Origin of the sequence: Deinococcus grandis, from assembly GCF_001485435.1 — a bacterium.
Lineage (GTDB): Bacteria > Deinococcota > Deinococci > Deinococcales > Deinococcaceae > Deinococcus > Deinococcus grandis.
In genome coordinates this window covers 662,895-678,974 of sequence record NZ_BCMS01000001.1, presented here as the reverse complement: position 1 = coordinate 678,974, position 16,080 = coordinate 662,895, and the positions used below count along the sequence as shown (strand labels likewise).

The window sequence follows — 16,080 nt, the reverse complement described above, 5'->3', positions numbered from 1 at the left end:
CCGCGCAAGGAGAGGCATGCCCCCGAAGTACTTCCCCACCCACGGCCACCTGCTCGTCTGCCAGGGCCCGAACTGTCAGGCGCGCGGCTCGGCGCTGCTGCACAGGGCACTCTGGAATCACCTGGAACGCCAGTCGCTCGCGTACTACAAACGCGGCGGCACGCTGCGCCTCACCGAGAGCGGCTGCCTGGGCGCATGCAGCTACGGCCCGGCGCTGTGCGTGTACCGCCCCGACCCCGGCGGCGCGGGCCTGGAGGAAGCGTGGTACGCCGCCGTGGACTTCCCGCTGGCCGCGCGGGTGGCGCAGGCCACGCACGACCGCGCGCCCCTGCCCGCCGAGCACCGCTACGGGCCGAACGAACAGGCCTGACGGGCAGAGCTGACCGCAGAGGTCAGGGGGTGGGCAGGTCGCCTGCGGTGCGGGGTTCGCGCAGGGGTTCGTCGTTGTGTTCCCGCCGGAAGGCCGCCGACTGTTCGTAGACGTGGCGGCGGGCGCGCATGGCGCTGCCGAGGGGGCGGTGCGCGGCGTGGGCGTGCCAGGGGCTGAAGCTCAGGCGGTCGTCGGCGAACACCAGTTTGTCGGGCCGCGCGGGGTCCTGCGGGGGGACGTGCAGCCGCGCGACGGTCACGAAAGGGCTGAGGGTCTCGTCCCAGCGGACCGAGCCGTCCTCGATGGGCATGTGGGTCTCGTCGGTGCACAGCTGCGCGCGCAGGTCCCAGGTGCCGCCCGACGCGCGGATGACCTGGGCGACGGCGGCGCGCAGGGCGTCGGCGCGGCCCGGCCCCAGGACGCGGACCGCCTGCCCGATCAGGGCGCGCAGGTGGTCAGAGGTGGGCACGAGGGCCACCTTCGCCACGTACTCGCCCCAGCGGAGGGGCAGCTGCGAGTAGTACGTCTCGCCCAGCGGGTGGGTGGAGGGGTGCCCGCCGAGTTGTTTCAGGGCGCCCGCCAGCGGGCTGCCCTCGGGTGCGACGCGCGCCGCGACCTGCGCGCCCAGCGCGGCGGCGACCTTGAGTTCCTCCGGGGCGTTCAGGATCAGGCGGATGGGCAGTTGATTATTCAGGAACCCGCTGGCGTCCCTCGCGGCGAAGACGGGGCCGTTGTTGAGCAGGAAGTCCTGCGTGACCTCGCCCGCGTGGCCGTCCAGCATGGGGGCGGGCGGGCCGATCACCTTCAGGGCCAGTGCGCGCGGCGTGGAGACGCTGTCCGGCAGGATGTCGCCGGGCGGGGTGGACAGCCGCACGGCCGCCGGGTGGCGCCCGGGCGCGGCGAACAGCCCCTGCGCGAGGTGGGGCGGCAGGTCCGGGACCTCCAGTTCCCCGATCAGCAGGCCGTGACCCTTGCTGTGCACGGGGCGTACCGCGTGGTGGTACCGGGTGTGGAACGCCTCGCTGTAGCCCTGCATGACGCGGGCCAGCTGCGCGAAGGTGCGCGCCTCGTCGGGCTGCGGGCGTTCCAGGTCGTCGCGGTACCGCACGAAGTCAGGGTTCATGGGGCGAGCGTACCTGCCGGGACTGCCCGGGCGCCTTGAGCCAACATGAAGCCCAACATGAAGAGGGGGGGCTGACCCGGCGGCCAGCCCTCCCCCTCTCTGCGCGTGCTGCCTGCGTGTGCGGTCAGCCGCGCACGACGTCCAGGATCCGGTCGCCGTACTTGCCCAGGCGGGCCTGTCCCATGCCCTTGACCTCGCGCAGGTCGTCCAGGGTGTACGGGACGCGCCGGGCGATCTCGGCCAGGGTGGCGTTGCTGGCGATGATGAAGCGGCTGATCTCCTGGCGTTTGGCCTCGGCGTTGCGCCACTCGCGCAGGCGGGCGTACACGGCCATCTGCTCGTCGGTGAGGTTCGCCGCCGGGTCTTCCTTCCCGCCGGGCAGGTCCGGGGGCAGGATGACCGGGGCGGGTTCGGGCGTGGGTTCCGGTTGCGGCTGGGTGTCGGGGAGTTCCTCGACTGCCTGTTCCTCGGTGGGCTGGTCCTGTTGCTCGACGGCCTGATGGCGCACGTCCGGCACCTGCGGGAGGTTGGGGGCGTCGGGGCCGCTGCTGACCGGGGTGGGCAGCGGCGCGGCGACCTGCGCGGGCGAGTCGCTGAACACGATCTCGGGCTCCCAGGTCTCCTCCGGCTCGGGCTGGGGGGCGGGCACCGGGGCGGGCGCGGGCGGGCTCACGGGGGCCGCGGCGGCTGGAGGCTCGAAGGTGAAGCGTTCAGGCACGTCCGGCTGGGAGGGGGTGCTGGGTGCGTCGGGCTGCTCGCCGCGCGCACCGTTCACGGGCGGGCGGAAGTCACGGCGCTCGAAACGGTCACGGCCGCCCCGCTCACGGCGGTCGTCGCGCCGGTCATCCCGGCGGCCCCCACGCTCGCGCCGCTCGAAGCGGTCGCGGCTCTCGCGGCGCTCCCGGAACTCGCCCCGCTGATCCGGGCGGCCCTCTGTCCGGCCCTCCGGGCGCTGCTCGCGGCGGTCCTCCTCCTGCGGCGCGGGGTCCGGGGTCGCCTGCGGGGCGGGCACCTCTTCTGCGGTGGCCTCGCCGCGCAGCAGGGCCAGCGCCACGCGGGCGTCCTCCAGGCCGGGCGTGATCAGGACGCCGCCCGGCACGCTGCGCGCCGCCGCCAGCACGCCACCCAGCGGAGCCTCGCTGTCCGCCGCCTCGTCGGGCGCCAGGAGCAGCGCCGTCGGCCCGGCGGGCTGCGCCGCGCCGCCCATCCGCTCGGCCAGCTGCGAGGTCGTGCGGGCCACGCGCGCCAGCCGCAGCGGCAGCGTCGCCACGTCCCGCAGCGCCAGCGCCACGCTCAGGTCGCTGGGCGCGGCGGCCACCGGGGCGGGCGCGGCCCCCGCGCCGAACAGGGCGCTCAGGGGCGCGTCGCCGTGCCCGGTCAGGGTCACGCTGTCGCGGTACACGACCAGTCGCGCGCCCTGCGCCAGCCAGTTCCCACCGGGCGCCAGCGTGGCGTCCACGATCACGGGCACCCCGGCGCGGCGGGCGCGCTCCAGCTCGGCCGGGGTGGGTTCCAGCAGCCACACGGCGCGCGCGCCGCGCCAGTCGGCGTCCACGCTCGCGGCAGCCAGCCCGGCGGCGGCCAGCGCCTCGCGGCTGACGCGCACGCGGGCGTCCACCCGCAGCGTGCCCGCGCCCAGGTGCTCGGCCAGCTGGCGGGCCAGGGCGGTCTCGTCGCGCAGCAGCAGGCCCCACGCGGCGCCCTCCAGGTCGGCGAGCGCCCCGGCGAGGCGGGCGTGCGGATCGCCCCGCCCGGCGTGCAGGCGCACGAGCCGGGCGTCAGGACGAACGGAAGTCACGGGATCAGTCATGCCCACCATTCTGACGCACCGCGCGCCGCGCGCGCCGCCACACGTCCGGGGGGCCTCCCTTCACGTTCGCTGCCCGCCCGGTCACCTGCGGCAACCCCGGGCGGGCGGGGCGCGTAGGGTGCAGGTGATGCGACCCCTGCTCCTGACCGGCCTGCTCCTCTCCGCTCCCCTGTCCGCCCCGGCGGGCGCGCAGTCGGCCCCGGCAGCGCCCACGCTGCAGCTCACGGCTCCGGTGGGCACCACCGTCGAGCAGCGCATGACCTCCACCACCCGACTGCAGGTCAGTGACGTGACCGTCACCGCCCGCCCCGGCGCGACCGTCCCGCAGGCGCAGCTCGACAGCCTGCGCCGCGCCTTCCAGAGCGGCCGGGGCGGGCAGACCACGACCGTGACCGGCAAGAGCTTCACCCGTCTCGCCGCGCGCGACGCGCAGGGCCGCGTGACCCTCCAGCACACCCTGATCCAGACCATTCCTGGGCTGCCGAAGGCCCTGACGACGAAGATCACGCAGGTTCTCGACGCGTCCGGCACGCTGAAGGACATCAAGCTGACCAGCGACAACCCGGACGTGAACCGCGCGTACGCGCAGATGAAGCTGGACGATCTGCTGCGCGCGGCCGACAGCGGCGGCGCGGACACCCGCCTGTACGGCCTGCCCCTGACGCCCGGCCAGACCCGGGAGGACCGGCAGGAGGTGGACCTGGACGGCCTGATCGGCGGGCTTCTCGGCCCGATCCTGCAGGACCCGGAGGCCGACGTGGACCCCGCCACGCTGACCAGCACGCCCCTGGCCGTCACCGGCCGCCTGACGTTCGTCGGGGCGGACGCCGCCGGGCGGCTGCGGTTCACGCAGACCGGCACGTTCGGCGCGTGGCAGACCAGCGTGAAGGACCGCGCCGGGCAGCCCGTGTTCCGCATGGACGTGACCGGCGGCGCCGTGGACGGGGAGTCGCTGCTGCGACCCGACGGCCTGCCGGTCAGCAGCAGCCTGCGCACGCGCATGCAGATGCGCCTGCTGATGACGATGGACGACGTGCAGGTCAGCGCCAGCATGACGCAGGAGCAGACCCTGACGCTGCGTCAGCCCTGAGCGGCGCGGGCAAACGCCCAGAGCCTTACAAACCCCGCCCGCCAAACGCGCCATGCTGGGCCGCAACGGAGGTTCACATGGCGCGTGTCACGCGGTACAGCAAGTTCGAGGGGGAACTCGATCAGCTCGAGAGCAGCGAGCTGATGCAGATGATTCAGGAGGCGCTGCTGGGCCAGGGCATGAACGACCCGTACGACCCGGACCCGGACGCGCGCCCCAGCATGGACGACCTGTTCGACGCGATCCTGCAGGCGCTCGCCGAGCGGAACATGATCCCGGAGGAGCAGCTGATGGAGGCCATGCAGGCCGACGACATCCGCGAGACCGGGCTGGGCCAGCAGATTCAGCGCCTGATGGACCGCCTGCAGCAGGACGGCTTCATCCGCAAGGAGTTCGAGGATGGCGAGGGGGGCGGCGCGGGTGATCCGGGCGACGCGAAGTTCCAGTTGACCGACAAGAGCATCGATTTCCTGGGGTACAAGAGCTTGCGGGACCTGATGGGCGGCCTGGGGCGCAGCAGCGCCGGGTCGCACGACACGCGCGAGTACGCGTCGGGCGTCGAGATGACCGGTGAACTCAAGGGGTACGAGTTCGGGGACACCATGAACCTCGACACGACCGCCACGCTCGGGAACGTGATCAGCAAGGGCTTCGACAACCTGGAGGAGTCGGATCTGGTGATCCGGCAGGCGGAGTACAACTCGTCGGCGGCGACGGTGGTGCTGCTGGACTGCTCGCACTCCATGATCCTGTACGGCGAGGACCGCTTCACGCCCGCCAAGCAGGTGGCGCTGGCCCTGGCGCACCTGATCCGCACGCAGTACCCGGGGGACACCGTGAAGTTCGTTCTGTTCCACGACAGCGCCGAGGAAGTCCCGGTCGGGAAGCTCGCGCAGGCGCAGATCGGGCCGTACCACACGAACACTGCGGGCGGCCTGCGGCTGGCGCAGCAGCTGCTGAAGCGCGAGAACAAGGACATGAAGCAGATCGTGATGATCACCGACGGGAAACCCTCGGCGCTGACGCTGCCGGACGGGCGCATTTACAAGAACGCGTACGGTCTGGACCCGTACGTGCTGGGCGCGACGCTGCGCGAGGTGGCGAACTGCCGCCGCAGCGGCATTCAGGTGAACACGTTCATGCTGGCCCGCGACCCGGACCTGGTGGGCTTCGTACGCCGCGTCAGCGAGATGACGCGCGGCAAGGCGTACTTCACGACACCGCACAACATCGGGCAGTACGTGCTGATGGACTTCATGACGAACAAGACGAAGATGATCAACTGACGTACGGGGGGATTCAGGGGGCGGGTGGCGTGAGGCGGCCTGCCTCTGCCCTTTTATGCTGCCCGCATGAACGTGGATCTGGGGACGGTGCGGGCGCAACTGGTGCGGACGCCGGGCGTGCTGGACGGGCTGCTGCGCGGGCTTCCGGAGCACTGGGCGGGGCTGGACGAGGGGCCGGGGACGTGGTCGCCGCGTGGGGTGGTGGCGCACCTGTCGCACGCGGACCGCACGAACTGGCTGCCGCGCGCGCGGGTGCTGCTCGCATCGGGTGAGGCAGAGGTGTTCCCGCCGTTCGACCGGGCCGGGCATCAGGCGGCGGAGGCGGCGCGGCCGCTGGATGAACTGCTGGACGACTTCGCGGCAGTGCGCGCGGAGAGCCTGCGGGCACTGGACGCCCTGAACCTGGGCCCGGCGGAACTGGCGCGGCGGGGCACGCACCCGGAGTTCGGGCCGGTGACACTGGGGCAGTTGCTGGCGACCTGGGCGGCGCATGAACTGGATCACGTCCTGCAGATCACGCGCACGCTGGGCGGCGGGTACCGGGAGGCGGTGGGGCCGTGGCGGGCGTACCTGCGGATCATGCGGCCCGCGTAGGCCACCTCCCGCAGGCCAGCTTCAGCGGATGCGTTCGCTGTGGCCGGGGACTGCTTGGCCGCGCAGCAGCTCGGCGAGGACCTGCGCGCCGCGCACGACGCCCAGCGCGGGGCGGCTGAACAGCGCGTTGGCGTCCACCGCCCACACCTCTCCCAGCGGGAGGTCCGGCAGGTCGCGGGCGAACGTGACGTTGTCGCGCAGGCCGTACCCGCAGCACAGGACGACGCTCACGTCCGGGCGCAGGGGCGCGATCTGCTCCCAGGTGGCGCGGCCCGAGTCGGTGCCAGGGGTGCCCAGGACGTTCATGCCGCCCGCCCGCACCACCTGCTCGGGCACCCAGTGCCCGCCGGAGAAGGGCGGTTCGGTCCACTCCAGCGTCAGGACGCGCGGCGCGTGAGGAACGGGCCGGATGGCGTCCCAGTCGGCCTGCGCCTGCCGGGCGAGGGCCTCACCAGTCTCGGGGAGACCGGCAGCGGCGGCCAGGGCGCGCAGGTCGTCCAGGATGCCCTGCACGCTCCTGCCATCCAGGCTGAGGACGTTTGCGGCGGGCAGGCAGCCGGGCAGGTAACGCACAGCGTCCTGCAGCGTGCCGGGCGTGACGGCGCAGACCTCGCACACGCCCTGCGTGACCACCAGATCGGGCTTCAGTCGGTCGAGCCGTTCGCCGTCCACCTGGTACAGGGCGCGGCCCTCCCGCACGGCCTCACTGACGGCCCGGTCGATCTCGGCCTGCGGGGCGCCGCTGTCCACGATGGACCGGGTCAGGACCGGCAGGTGCCGGGCGCGCGGGTGATCGCAGGAGTGACTGACGCCCACCACGCGCCCCGCCAGGCCCAGGTCGGTCAGCAGATCGAACAGCAGGTCGGTGGCGCTGGGCAGCAGGCTCACGATGCGCTGGGGGGCGGTCATACCGTGCAGGGTAGCCCGACAGCGGTTTCCAGTTCCGCTGACGGGCTGACAGCCCGCCCGTCAACTCCACTTCCACCCGCTGGCGTTGACGGTTTCTCGCTCTACTCGTTTCAGGTGTGGTGAGATGTTCCCTCACCACACCTGAAAACCGCTGTGGACGCACGCTGGACGCCCCCCGCCATCTGGCCGGGGGGCGCTGCTGTCCACGCTGCTGGGTGGTCGGGTCAGGGCTGGGCGGTCCCGCTGGCGGCGGCGTTCAGGTTCAGGGCGCCGCTCAGGCCGGTCAGGAGCGAGGCGCCGCCCTGGCCGTCCGTGCTGCTGGCGGCGGCGCCGAGCAGGGCCGCGAGGCCAGCGTCCGCGCCGAGGTTCAGGCTGCCGCTGGCGCTGCCGTTCTCGGTGGTCGTGCGGCCACTGGCGCTCACGCCGGCGCTGAGGCTGCTGCTCACGGCGCCGAGCAGGCTGCCACTGGTCTGGCCTTCACTGGCCTGCGTGGTGACGCCGAGCAGGGTGGTCAGGCCCGCGCCGAGGTTCACGTCGACGCTGCCGGTGCTGGCGGTGCTGGTGGCGGAGGCCACGCCAGCGCTGAGGGTGAGGGCGGTCAGAATCTTGGTGTTGATCATGGTGGTTCCTCCTGCCGCCCATGCTGTGGGGCGCGCGTGGCACGTCCCTGAGCGCGGCCGCGCTGGCCTTGTGACTCGGGCATGAGGGGACTCATGGGCCAGCCCGGCACTGGGGTGCGGGTTCAGGCGTGCTGCACACCCGTCACGCGCCCCTCATGCGGACCGGTGATCCAACGGGGCAGGATCTGCATACGCGCCCCGTCTTGAAAGGTGCCCTGCGGCCTTGGCCACCGCTTCACGCAGCGGCCCCCTGTGCGCGCGGCGGGGCACACTGCGGGCATGCGATTTGCGAAACGACTGCTTCTGACGGCGGCGGTGGGGGCGGTGGCGGCCCGCCGCGTCCTGCGCGCGCCGTACGACCTGACGGGCCGCGCGGCCCTGGTGACCGGCGGCTCGCGCGGGCTGGGGCTGGCGCTGGCCCGTGAGCTGCTGGGCCGCGGCGCGAGCGTCACCCTGATGGCCCGCACGGCCGCCGATCTGGACCGCGCCCGGGCGCGCCTGAACGCGGGCACGCGGGTGCAGGTGGTCGTGGGGGACGTGACGAGCGGAGCGGACCTGGACCGCGCCGTGCAGGAGACGGTGCGGGCGCACGGGCGGCTGGACGTGCTCGTGAACAACGCGGGGCTCATTCAGGTGGGGCCGCTGGCGGACATGACCGAGGCCGACTTCCGGTCCATCCTGGAGGTGAACGCCCTGGCTCCGCTGCGCCTGACGCTCGCGGCGCGCCCGCACCTGCGCGGGGGCGGGCGGGTGCTGATCGTGTCGTCGGTGGGGGGGCGGGTGGCGGTGCCGCATCTGGCGCCGTACTCGGTGAGCAAGTTCGCGTCGGCGGGGCTGGGTCAGGCGCTGCGTTCGGAGCTGGCGCGCGAGGGCATCACGGTGACGACGGTGCTGCCGGGCCTGATGCGTACCGGCAGTCCCATGAACGCCAGCGTGAAGGGCCGTCACGCGCAGGAGTACGCGTGGTTCGCCACGGCGGACAGCCTGCCGGTGGTGTCGCTGGACGCGCGGGAGGCGGCGCGGCGGATCGTGAACGCCCTGGTGCGCGGGGACGCGGAGACGATGGTGGGCGGCCCGGCGTGGCTGCTGCGCGTGGGGCAGGCGCTGGCGCCGCAGCTCACGGCGGACCTGATGGTCCTGACGAACCGGTTGCTGCCCGCCCCGGCGGGCGCGGACGTCACGCGGGCAGGCCGGGACGTGGAGGGGAGCCTCACTCAGGGAAATCCCATCAAGCGCGCGGCCGAAGCGGAGTTCAACCAGCGCGGGGCGCACGGGAAGCCGCGCCGGGGCGACCTGGGCTGACCATTGAGAGGACGGTCACACGGTGGGCGAACGCGCAATGTGGCGCGGCCCGCCGGGGTGGACTGTCCCCTCCACTCCCGCGTTCCGTGCGTCCGTCCTTCTCACCTGCCGTCCATACCCGGCGTGCACCAGCTGGAGGTTCCCCATGAGCGAAGACCGACCCACCCCCCCACCCGAAACGAGCCCCCCGACCACCGAACCTCGGACCGACGCGGCCGGGCAGCTTCCGGCGCTGGAGCGTTCGGTGATGGGCAGCGTGGGTGTGGCCCTGATGGGCGCAGGGCTGCGCAGCGCCCGGCCACTCCAGAAACTGGTGCTGGGCAGCGTGGGCGCCGGGCTGGCCGCGATGGCCGCCACGGGCCGCAACCCCCTGGCGACAGCCTTGAAGATCCGGCAGACGCCGCAGGGCGAGGTGCTCGTCAGTGACGCCGTGACGATCGGCAAGCCAGCGGATGACCTGTACCGCGTGTGGCGGGATCTGGCGGGCCTGCCCCGGCTGATGACCCACCTCAAGGCTGTAGAGGTGCTCGACGAGCGCCGGTCCCACTGGACGGTGGAGGCGCCCACCGGGACGGTCAGCTGGGACGCGGCACTCACGGCGGACGAACCGGGCCGCCGGATCGCCTGGGCGGCCCTGCCGGGCGCGGCGATCGAGAACCACGGCGAGGTGCTGTTCCGCCCCGCGCCGGGTGACCGGGGCACCGAGGTCGTCGTGCGCCTCGCGTACCGCCCGCCGGGCGGGTCGGCCGGGGCGATCGCCGCGCGGCTGTTCGGCGAGGAACCCGCGCAGCAGCTGCGGGACGACCTGATGCGCTTCAAGCGTGAGCAGGAACTGGGCTTCGCGCCCACCACGGACGGCCAGAGCAGCGCCCGCGCCGTTGGGGGGCAGGCATGAAGGCCATCGTCTGGCAGGGCACCAACCGCGTGGGCGTGGAGACGGTGCCGGACCCCACGCTGCTGCTGCCCACCGACGCGATCATCCGGGTGACCTCCACCGCGATCTGCGGCTCGGACCTCCACCTGCTCGACGGCGTGATTCCCAGCATGGAGAAGGGCGACATCCTGGGGCACGAGTTCATGGGCGAGGTCGTGGAGGTCGGCCGCGACGTGCGCCGGCTGAAGGTGGGCGACCGGGTGGTCGTGCCCTTCAACATCTCCTGCGGCGTGTGCGATCCGTGCCGCCGGGGCCTGTTCAGCGCCTGCGACAACTCCAACCCGAACCACCGCATGGCCGAGGCGCTCTACGGCGGCGTGAGCGGCGGCGGGCTGTTCGGGTACTCGCACATGTACGGCGGGTACGCGGGTGGGCAGGCGCAGTACGTGCGGGTGCCGTTCGCGGACGTGGGCCCTCACAGGATCGAGTCGGATCTGCGCGACGAGCAGGTGCTGTTCCTGACCGACATCTTTCCCACCGGGTATCAGGCCGCCGAGAACTGCGGCATCGTGCCGGGCCGGGACGTGGTGGCGGTGTTCGGGGCGGGCCCGGTCGGGCAGTTCGCCGCCCGCAGCGCCCAGATGCTGGGGGCCGCGCACGTGATCGTGATCGACCGGGTGCCCGAGCGGCTGGCCATGGCGGAAGCGGCCGGGTGTCAGGTCATCAACTACGAGCAGGAGGACGTGCTGGTCGCGCTGCGCGAGTCGACCGGCGGGCGCGGCCCGGACCACGTGATCGACGCGGTGGGCATGGAGGCGCACGGGCACGGTCCCGGCGCGCTGGTGGACACCGCCAAGCAGCGCCTGAAGCTCAGTTTCGACCGGATCACGGCGCTGCGCTGGGCGCTGCTGAGCTGCGCCAAGGGCGGCACGGTCAGCCTGCCCGGCGTATACGGCGGCCTGATCGACAAGGTCCCGATGGGCGCGGCGTTCGCCAAGGGCCTGACCTTCAGGATGGGGCAGACGCACACGCACCGGCACATCGCGCCGCTGCTGTCGCGCATCGAGGCGGGCGAGATCGACCCGAGCTTCGTGATCACGCACCGCGCCTCACTGGACGACGCGCCGGACCTGTACAGGACCTTCCGGGACAAGCAGGGCGGCTGCATCAAGGTTGTCCTGAACCCCTGGGCCTGAGCGTCCACAGCGCGGGGGCCGCCGGGCATCACGTCCGGCGGCCCCCCTCTTCACGCGTCAGCGGCTGGCCCAGAGTTCCACGAGGCCGCGCAGGGTCAGGGTCTCGTCGTAGTGGTCGATCTCGCGGCAGATGCCCTCGATGGTGCGCGAGAAGCCGCCGGTGGCGATGGCGACCGCCGGGCCGGGCAGTTCGGCGCGGATGCGGCGCAGCAGGCCGTCCACCATCTCGGCGTACCCGAACACGAGACCGGACTGGAGGGCGTGCGTGGTGTTCTTCCCGATGGCGGTCGCGGGCGCCTGCAACGTGATGCGGGGCAGTTTCGCGGCGCGGCTGAACAGCGCGTCGGCGCTGACCTGCGCGCCGGTGGCGAGCACGCCCCCCAGGAAGCGGCGGCCCCGGCCGATCACGTCGAAGTTCGTACTCGTCCCGAAATCCACGACCACGGCGTACTCGTGGTGCCCCAGGTACTTCTCCGCGCCGAACAGGTTGCACAGGCGGTCGGCGCCCACGGCGTCGGGGACGTCGAGTTCCACGCTGACGTCGGGGAGGTTCGTGGCGCGCACCTCGAAGGCCTCCACGGCGAAGTGGCGGCGCAGGGCCAGCGCGTAGTTCTCCCCCAGGGGCGGCGCGACGCTGCTGAGGATCGCGGCGCGCGGCATGGGCGCTCCCGTGAGCTGCAGCAGCCCGTGCAGGCGCATGGCGAGGTCGTCCGGGAGGTGCTCGCGGTTCGTGCGGATCCGCCAGGTGTTCGTGAGGTTCAGCTGCTCGTCGGCCAGGCCGATCACGGTGCTGGTGTTGCCGATGTCCACGGCCAGGAGGGGGAAAGCAGGCACGCCCGGCATTCTAGGCCAGCCCCGGCTGGTCCTGTCCGGTACGCGGCGAGCTCAGCGGAGGGTGCGGGTCAGTTCGCGGGTCATGAGGTCCTCGGCGATGGGTCCGCGCAGGCGGCTGAACAGCTGCATGTCCAGGAAGTACACGTGTCCGGCGCGGCTGGCCGGGAGGCGCTGCGCGAAGGGGTTGGCGTGCCAGTCGCGCCGGGCCTGCGCGGCGGTGTTCTTCCCGGAGGCGATCACGAAGATGGCGTCGGCGCGGGTGGTGCTCAGGCCCTCGCTGCTCAGTTTCAGGTAGCCTTCGCCCAGGCCGGGGTCCTGGCGGCCGGGCAGGTCGAGGGTCAGGCCCAGGTTCTGGAAGTACCCGCCGGTCCAGTCGGCCGGGCCGAGGACGGTGTACAGGTCGCGGGTGGCGCCCCCGGCGTTCCAGACGATCAGGGCGCGGCGGCCGCGCAGCCACGCGGGGAGGGTCTGGCGGGCGCGGTCGGTGGCGGCGGCCCGCTGGCGGATGACCTGCGCGGCGCGTTCGGGGCGGTTCACGGCGCGGGCCAGGACCGGCAGGGTCTTCTGCCAGTCGCCGCTGTGGGTGCCGTGGAAGAGCAGGGTGGGCGCGATGGCGTTCAGGGCGGGGTAGGTGTCCTGCGCGAAGTGCTCGCCGACGATCAGGTCGGGCCTCAGGCTGGCGAGGACTTCGAGGTTGGGTTTGAAGCGGTCGCCGACGTACGTGGGCGCGCCGGTCACGCGGCTGCCCAGGTAGCGGATCTGGCGGATGGGTGAGCCGTACTGGCGCAGGTTGAGCTGGGCGGCCTCGCCGTAGCCGACGGGCTGGATGCCCAGTGAGAGCAGCAGGTCCAGCGCGTGCGGGCCGAGCGCGACGACGCGGGTGGCGGGCGCGGGGAGGGTGGTGGTGCCCGCCGCGTGCCGCAGGGTGATGGGGACGGCGCTGGCGGTGGCCAGGAGGCCGGTCAGGAGCGTGGTGAGCAGGGTGGTGGGGCGGCGCAGGGTCACGGACCCCACTCTGCTTGAATGATAATGAAATATCAATACTTTTAAGGCGATGTCGCCGATCACGCCTGTCCCCCTCCCCCCGGGCAGTGGTCCGCACCTCCGGCTGTTCCTGCACGGCGGACACGGCATTCAGGCAGAACTCTCATGCGGGCGGCGCTAGGCTGACCGGGCCACACAACCCATCCCCTCTCTGCTGACCTGTCTGGAGGCCGCTGTCATGGATCCTGCCCTGCTGTCCCACCCGCTGGTGCCCCCCACCCCCGCCCTGTCCGCCGCCGCACCCGTGTCCCCCGAGGACGCCGCGCGGCTGCGCGCCCTCGACCCGCAGGCCTACTGGCTGGAGATCGCCCGGGCACTCACCTGGGTCACGCCGCCCACCACTGCCCTGGACGGCACGCTGGGGGACTTCCGGTACTTCCCGGGCTCGACCGGGAACGTCAGCACGAACTGCCTCGACCGCCACCCGCCCGAGCGCGTGGCGCTGCGCTACGAGCGCGAGGACGGCCTGCGCGAGACCTGGACGTTCGGTGCGCTGACCGATGCCACCGCCCGCTTCGCCGCCGCGCTGGAAGACCTGGGCGTCACGAAGGGCGACCGGGTGGCGATCTACCTGGGGAACGTCCCGGAGGCGTTCATCGCCATTCACGCCTGCTACCGCATCGGGGCGATCTACTCGGTGATCTTCGCGGGCTTCAGCGCCTCGGCCGTGCGTGACCGGCTGGAGGACGCGCAGCCGAAGGTCGTGGTGTGCACCGACGCCACCCTGCGGCGCGGAAAGGTCGTGCCCCTGCGCGACACCCTGCACGAGGCGCTGGACGGCCTGGACGCGCGGGTCATCGTGGCCCGCCGCGTGGAGCCCGGCGCGCCGCTGCGGCCCGGCGACCTGGATTTCCACGCGCTGCTGGACGCCACCACCCGCCGCGCCGACCCCGCCGCGCTGGACGCCAACGACCCGGGCTTCATCATCTACACCAGCGGCACCACCAGCAAACCCAAGGGCCTCGTGCACGCCGGGCTGGGCTTCCTGACCGGCGCGTACGCGAACGTGAAGTGGGCCCTGAACCTTCACCCCGGCGACGAGTACTGGTGCACGGCGGACGTGGGCTGGCTGACCTTCCCGATCTTCGCGCTTGTGGGCGGACTGGCGCACGGCGCGACCCACGTCATCTACGAGGGCAGCATCGACACGCCCACCCCGGCCCGCCCGTACGAGATCATCGGCCGGTACGGCGTGACGAAGGTCTTCACCGCGCCCACCGCCCTGCGGATGCTCCGCCGCGCCGGGGACCACGCGCTGCGCGGCCAGAACCTGGACAGCCTGCACCTGATCGGACTGGTCGGCGAACCGCTCGACCCGGAAACGTGGCACTGGACGCACCGCACCCTCGGGCAGGAACGGGTCTTCGTGAACAACACCTACGGGCAGACCGAGACCGGCACCGCCTGGGCGAGCAGCATGGTGGGCCTGACCGCCACCCGCCCCGGCGCGTGCGGGCACCCCCTGCCCGGCTACCGCGCCCGCGTCGTGCGGGAGGGCGGGCAGGAAGCCGCCCCCGGCGAACTGGGCGCCCTGACCCTCACCGAGCCGTTCCCCTGCCTGGCGCGCACCGTGTGGGGCGACCACGACCGCTACGTGCAGACGTACCTCGCGGACTTCCCCGGCGCGTACGCCGCCAGCGACGCCGCCCTGCTCGACCACGACGGGCAGCTGTGGGTCACGGGCCGCCTGGACGACGTGATGAACGTCGCCGGGCACCGCATCGGCACCATGGAGATGGAAGCCGCGCTCATCACCCACCCCGCCGTCAGCGAGGCGGCCGTGGTCGCCATGCCCGACGACGTCAAGGGCGCCGTGCCGGTCGCGTTCGTGGTGCCGCGCGGGGACGCCCAGGACAGCCCAGAACTGCAACGCGAACTCGCGGAGGCCGTCGTGCGCGGCGTGGGCGCCATCGCCCGCCCGGCGCGCGTGATCGTGACCCCCACCGTGCCCCGCACCCGCAGCGGCAAGATCATGCGCCGCGTCCTGCGCGACCTGCTCGTGACCGGCGAGACGCGCGGGGACCTCACCAGCCTCGAAAATCCGGACGCCATCGACACGGTGCGCGAACGGCTGCGGGGCGGCACCACGCCGTAACCCGCCCAGCACAGGGGGAGCGCCTGGTTTTCCCGGCGCTCCCTCTGTCTCCTGCGCTCAGCTGAACTTGCCGAGGTCCAGGGGAATCTGGTACGCGCAGTCCGTGTCCGCCTCGGTGCGCAGCAGCAGGGGCACGGTGTCGCTCGCGCCGAGTCCGGCCTTCAGCGGCTCGAAGTAGTACACGAGCGTGCCGCTCCAGGTGCCGCCGTCCTGCTTGAAGTCGTTCACGTACGTGCTCCTGACGGGCGCGATCAGTTTCCCGTCCGGGCCCTTCAGGCGCACCAGGTACGCGCCCCGGGCCTTCTCGCCCGGCAGGCCGCGCACGCCGATGTCCACGCGCAGCTGCCCGTCCGGGAGGCGGCGACTGGCGGACTCCTCGGCCAGCGCGGCCTTCACGCTGAGGTTCTGGAAGTTGTTGCGGGCGTCCTGCGCCTGGAAGTACAGCTGGTCCGCCTGCCCGCTCACGGTGAGCTGCGCGGGACGGCTGCCCTTCGTGAAGTCGTCCGGCGCGGCCAGCCAGTCGGTGACGCAGGCGGCGCCGCCGTCGAAGGCGGTCACGGCGTCCTTCCCACCAGCGAACGCGCCGCCTTTGACGCTCAGATCCACGGTCAGGTACGTGGCGACCGGGTCGCGGCGGCCGTACGCGCCGTCGATGACGTTCTTCGCGGTCGTGTCCTCCAGTTTCGGCACCCACGCGTACGCGGGTGCGGCCAGCAGCGAGCAGAGGGTCAGCAGGGTCAGGTGACGGATCATGGGGCTCCTTTGATACGGGATGGAATTGACTTGCTTCGAACGTGATCGCGTTCCGTTGTCCCCTCTCCCCTTGAGGGACTCGAAGAGCTGCGCAGCAGAGAGGGAGGGAGGAGCGGAGCGACGGAAGGGTGAGGGGGCCACCGGGCGACTCCGAATGACCTGGAATCACTCGAATCCCGT

At 72.7% G+C, this 16,080-nt stretch carries 15 protein-coding genes; 8 read left to right on the top strand and 7 right to left on the bottom strand.

Annotated elements, in window-relative coordinates:
- Nucleotides 1–16: 16 nt before the first annotated feature.
- Entirely contained in the window at nt 17–370 is a 354-nt protein-coding gene (locus DEIGR_RS03340; protein ID WP_058975261.1) for a (2Fe-2S) ferredoxin domain-containing protein, read from the top strand.
- A 22-nt stretch (nt 371–392) separates the two neighbouring features.
- Here DEIGR_RS03340 and DEIGR_RS03335 read toward each other — a convergent pair whose 3' ends face one another.
- Both DEIGR_RS03335 and DEIGR_RS03330 read right to left on the bottom strand, forming a co-directional pair.
- The gene (locus DEIGR_RS03335; protein WP_058975259.1) at nt 393–1,493 is read right to left on the bottom strand and encodes a catalase family protein; all 1,101 of its coding nucleotides are present in this window, start codon (nt 1,491–1,493) and stop codon (nt 393–395) included.
- Between the two features lie 124 nt (nt 1,494–1,617).
- Complete coding sequence (locus tag DEIGR_RS03330) at nt 1,618–3,303, bottom strand: HRDC domain-containing protein (protein ID WP_058975257.1); 1,686 nt, start codon at nt 3,301–3,303, stop codon at nt 1,618–1,620.
- Nucleotides 3,304–3,430: 127 nt separating this feature from the next.
- Between DEIGR_RS03330 and DEIGR_RS03325 the strand changes: the two genes are divergently transcribed.
- The 3 genes from DEIGR_RS03325 (at nt 3,431) to DEIGR_RS03315 (ending at nt 6,273) form a co-directional block, all read left to right on the top strand.
- Complete coding sequence (locus DEIGR_RS03325; RefSeq protein WP_058975255.1) at nt 3,431–4,393, top strand: hypothetical protein; 963 nt, start codon at nt 3,431–3,433, stop codon at nt 4,391–4,393.
- Nucleotides 4,394–4,470: 77 nt separating this feature from the next.
- On the top strand, nt 4,471–5,679 hold the full coding sequence (locus DEIGR_RS03320; RefSeq protein WP_058975252.1) for a vWA domain-containing protein: 1,209 nt from the start codon (nt 4,471–4,473) through the stop codon (nt 5,677–5,679).
- 66 nt (nt 5,680–5,745) lie between these two features.
- Nucleotides 5,746–6,273 carry a DinB family protein gene (locus DEIGR_RS03315; RefSeq protein WP_058975250.1) on the top strand — a complete coding sequence of 176 codons (528 nt, stop codon included), beginning with the start codon at nt 5,746–5,748 and terminating at the stop codon, nt 6,271–6,273.
- Nucleotides 6,274–6,294: 21 nt separating this feature from the next.
- Here the strand turns inward: DEIGR_RS03315 and DEIGR_RS03310 are convergent, their stop codons facing one another.
- Nucleotides 6,295–7,182, bottom strand: coding sequence for an ABC transporter substrate-binding protein (locus DEIGR_RS03310; protein WP_058975248.1), 888 nt, complete (start codon nt 7,180–7,182; stop codon nt 6,295–6,297).
- 224 nt (nt 7,183–7,406) lie between these two features.
- Entirely contained in the window at nt 7,407–7,802 is a 396-nt protein-coding gene (locus DEIGR_RS03305; RefSeq protein WP_058975246.1) for a hypothetical protein, read from the bottom strand.
- Between the two features lie 279 nt (nt 7,803–8,081).
- Here DEIGR_RS03305 and DEIGR_RS03300 point away from each other — a divergent pair, with 279 nt between their 5' ends.
- The 3 genes from DEIGR_RS03300 to DEIGR_RS03290 all read left to right on the top strand — a co-directional run bounded on the left by DEIGR_RS03300 (nt 8,082) and on the right by DEIGR_RS03290 (nt 11,174).
- Nucleotides 8,082–9,104 carry an SDR family NAD(P)-dependent oxidoreductase gene (locus DEIGR_RS03300; RefSeq protein ID WP_058975244.1) on the top strand — a complete coding sequence of 341 codons (1,023 nt, stop codon included), beginning with the start codon at nt 8,082–8,084 and terminating at the stop codon, nt 9,102–9,104.
- Nucleotides 9,105–9,249: 145 nt separating this feature from the next.
- Complete coding sequence (locus DEIGR_RS03295; protein ID WP_083523911.1) at nt 9,250–9,999, top strand: SRPBCC family protein; 750 nt, start codon at nt 9,250–9,252, stop codon at nt 9,997–9,999.
- Entirely contained in the window at nt 9,996–11,174 is a 1,179-nt protein-coding gene (locus DEIGR_RS03290; RefSeq protein ID WP_058975242.1) for a zinc-dependent alcohol dehydrogenase, read from the top strand. Before DEIGR_RS03295 ends, DEIGR_RS03290 begins: the two co-directional genes overlap by 4 nt.
- Nucleotides 11,175–11,231: 57 nt before the next feature.
- On the opposite strand, the gene DEIGR_RS03285 is transcribed toward DEIGR_RS03290, so the two are convergent.
- Both DEIGR_RS03285 and DEIGR_RS03280 read right to left on the bottom strand, forming a co-directional pair.
- Nucleotides 11,232–12,008: a type III pantothenate kinase gene (locus DEIGR_RS03285; protein WP_058975241.1), complete on the bottom strand. Its 777-nt coding sequence runs from the start codon at nt 12,006–12,008 to the stop codon at nt 11,232–11,234.
- A gap of 51 nt (nt 12,009–12,059) precedes the next feature.
- A complete protein-coding gene (locus DEIGR_RS03280) occupies nt 12,060–13,013 on the bottom strand; it encodes an ABC transporter substrate-binding protein (protein ID WP_236704643.1) in 954 nt (317 codons plus the stop codon).
- 217 nt (nt 13,014–13,230) lie between these two features.
- Here DEIGR_RS03280 and DEIGR_RS03275 point away from each other — a divergent pair, with 217 nt between their 5' ends.
- Nucleotides 13,231–15,147: an acetate--CoA ligase gene (locus DEIGR_RS03275; protein WP_058975240.1), complete on the top strand. Its 1,917-nt coding sequence runs from the start codon at nt 13,231–13,233 to the stop codon at nt 15,145–15,147.
- Between the two features lie 57 nt (nt 15,148–15,204).
- Here DEIGR_RS03275 and DEIGR_RS03270 read toward each other — a convergent pair whose 3' ends face one another.
- Entirely contained in the window at nt 15,205–15,900 is a 696-nt protein-coding gene (locus tag DEIGR_RS03270; protein WP_058975238.1) for a hypothetical protein, read from the bottom strand.
- Nucleotides 15,901–16,080: the final 180 nt, after the last annotated feature.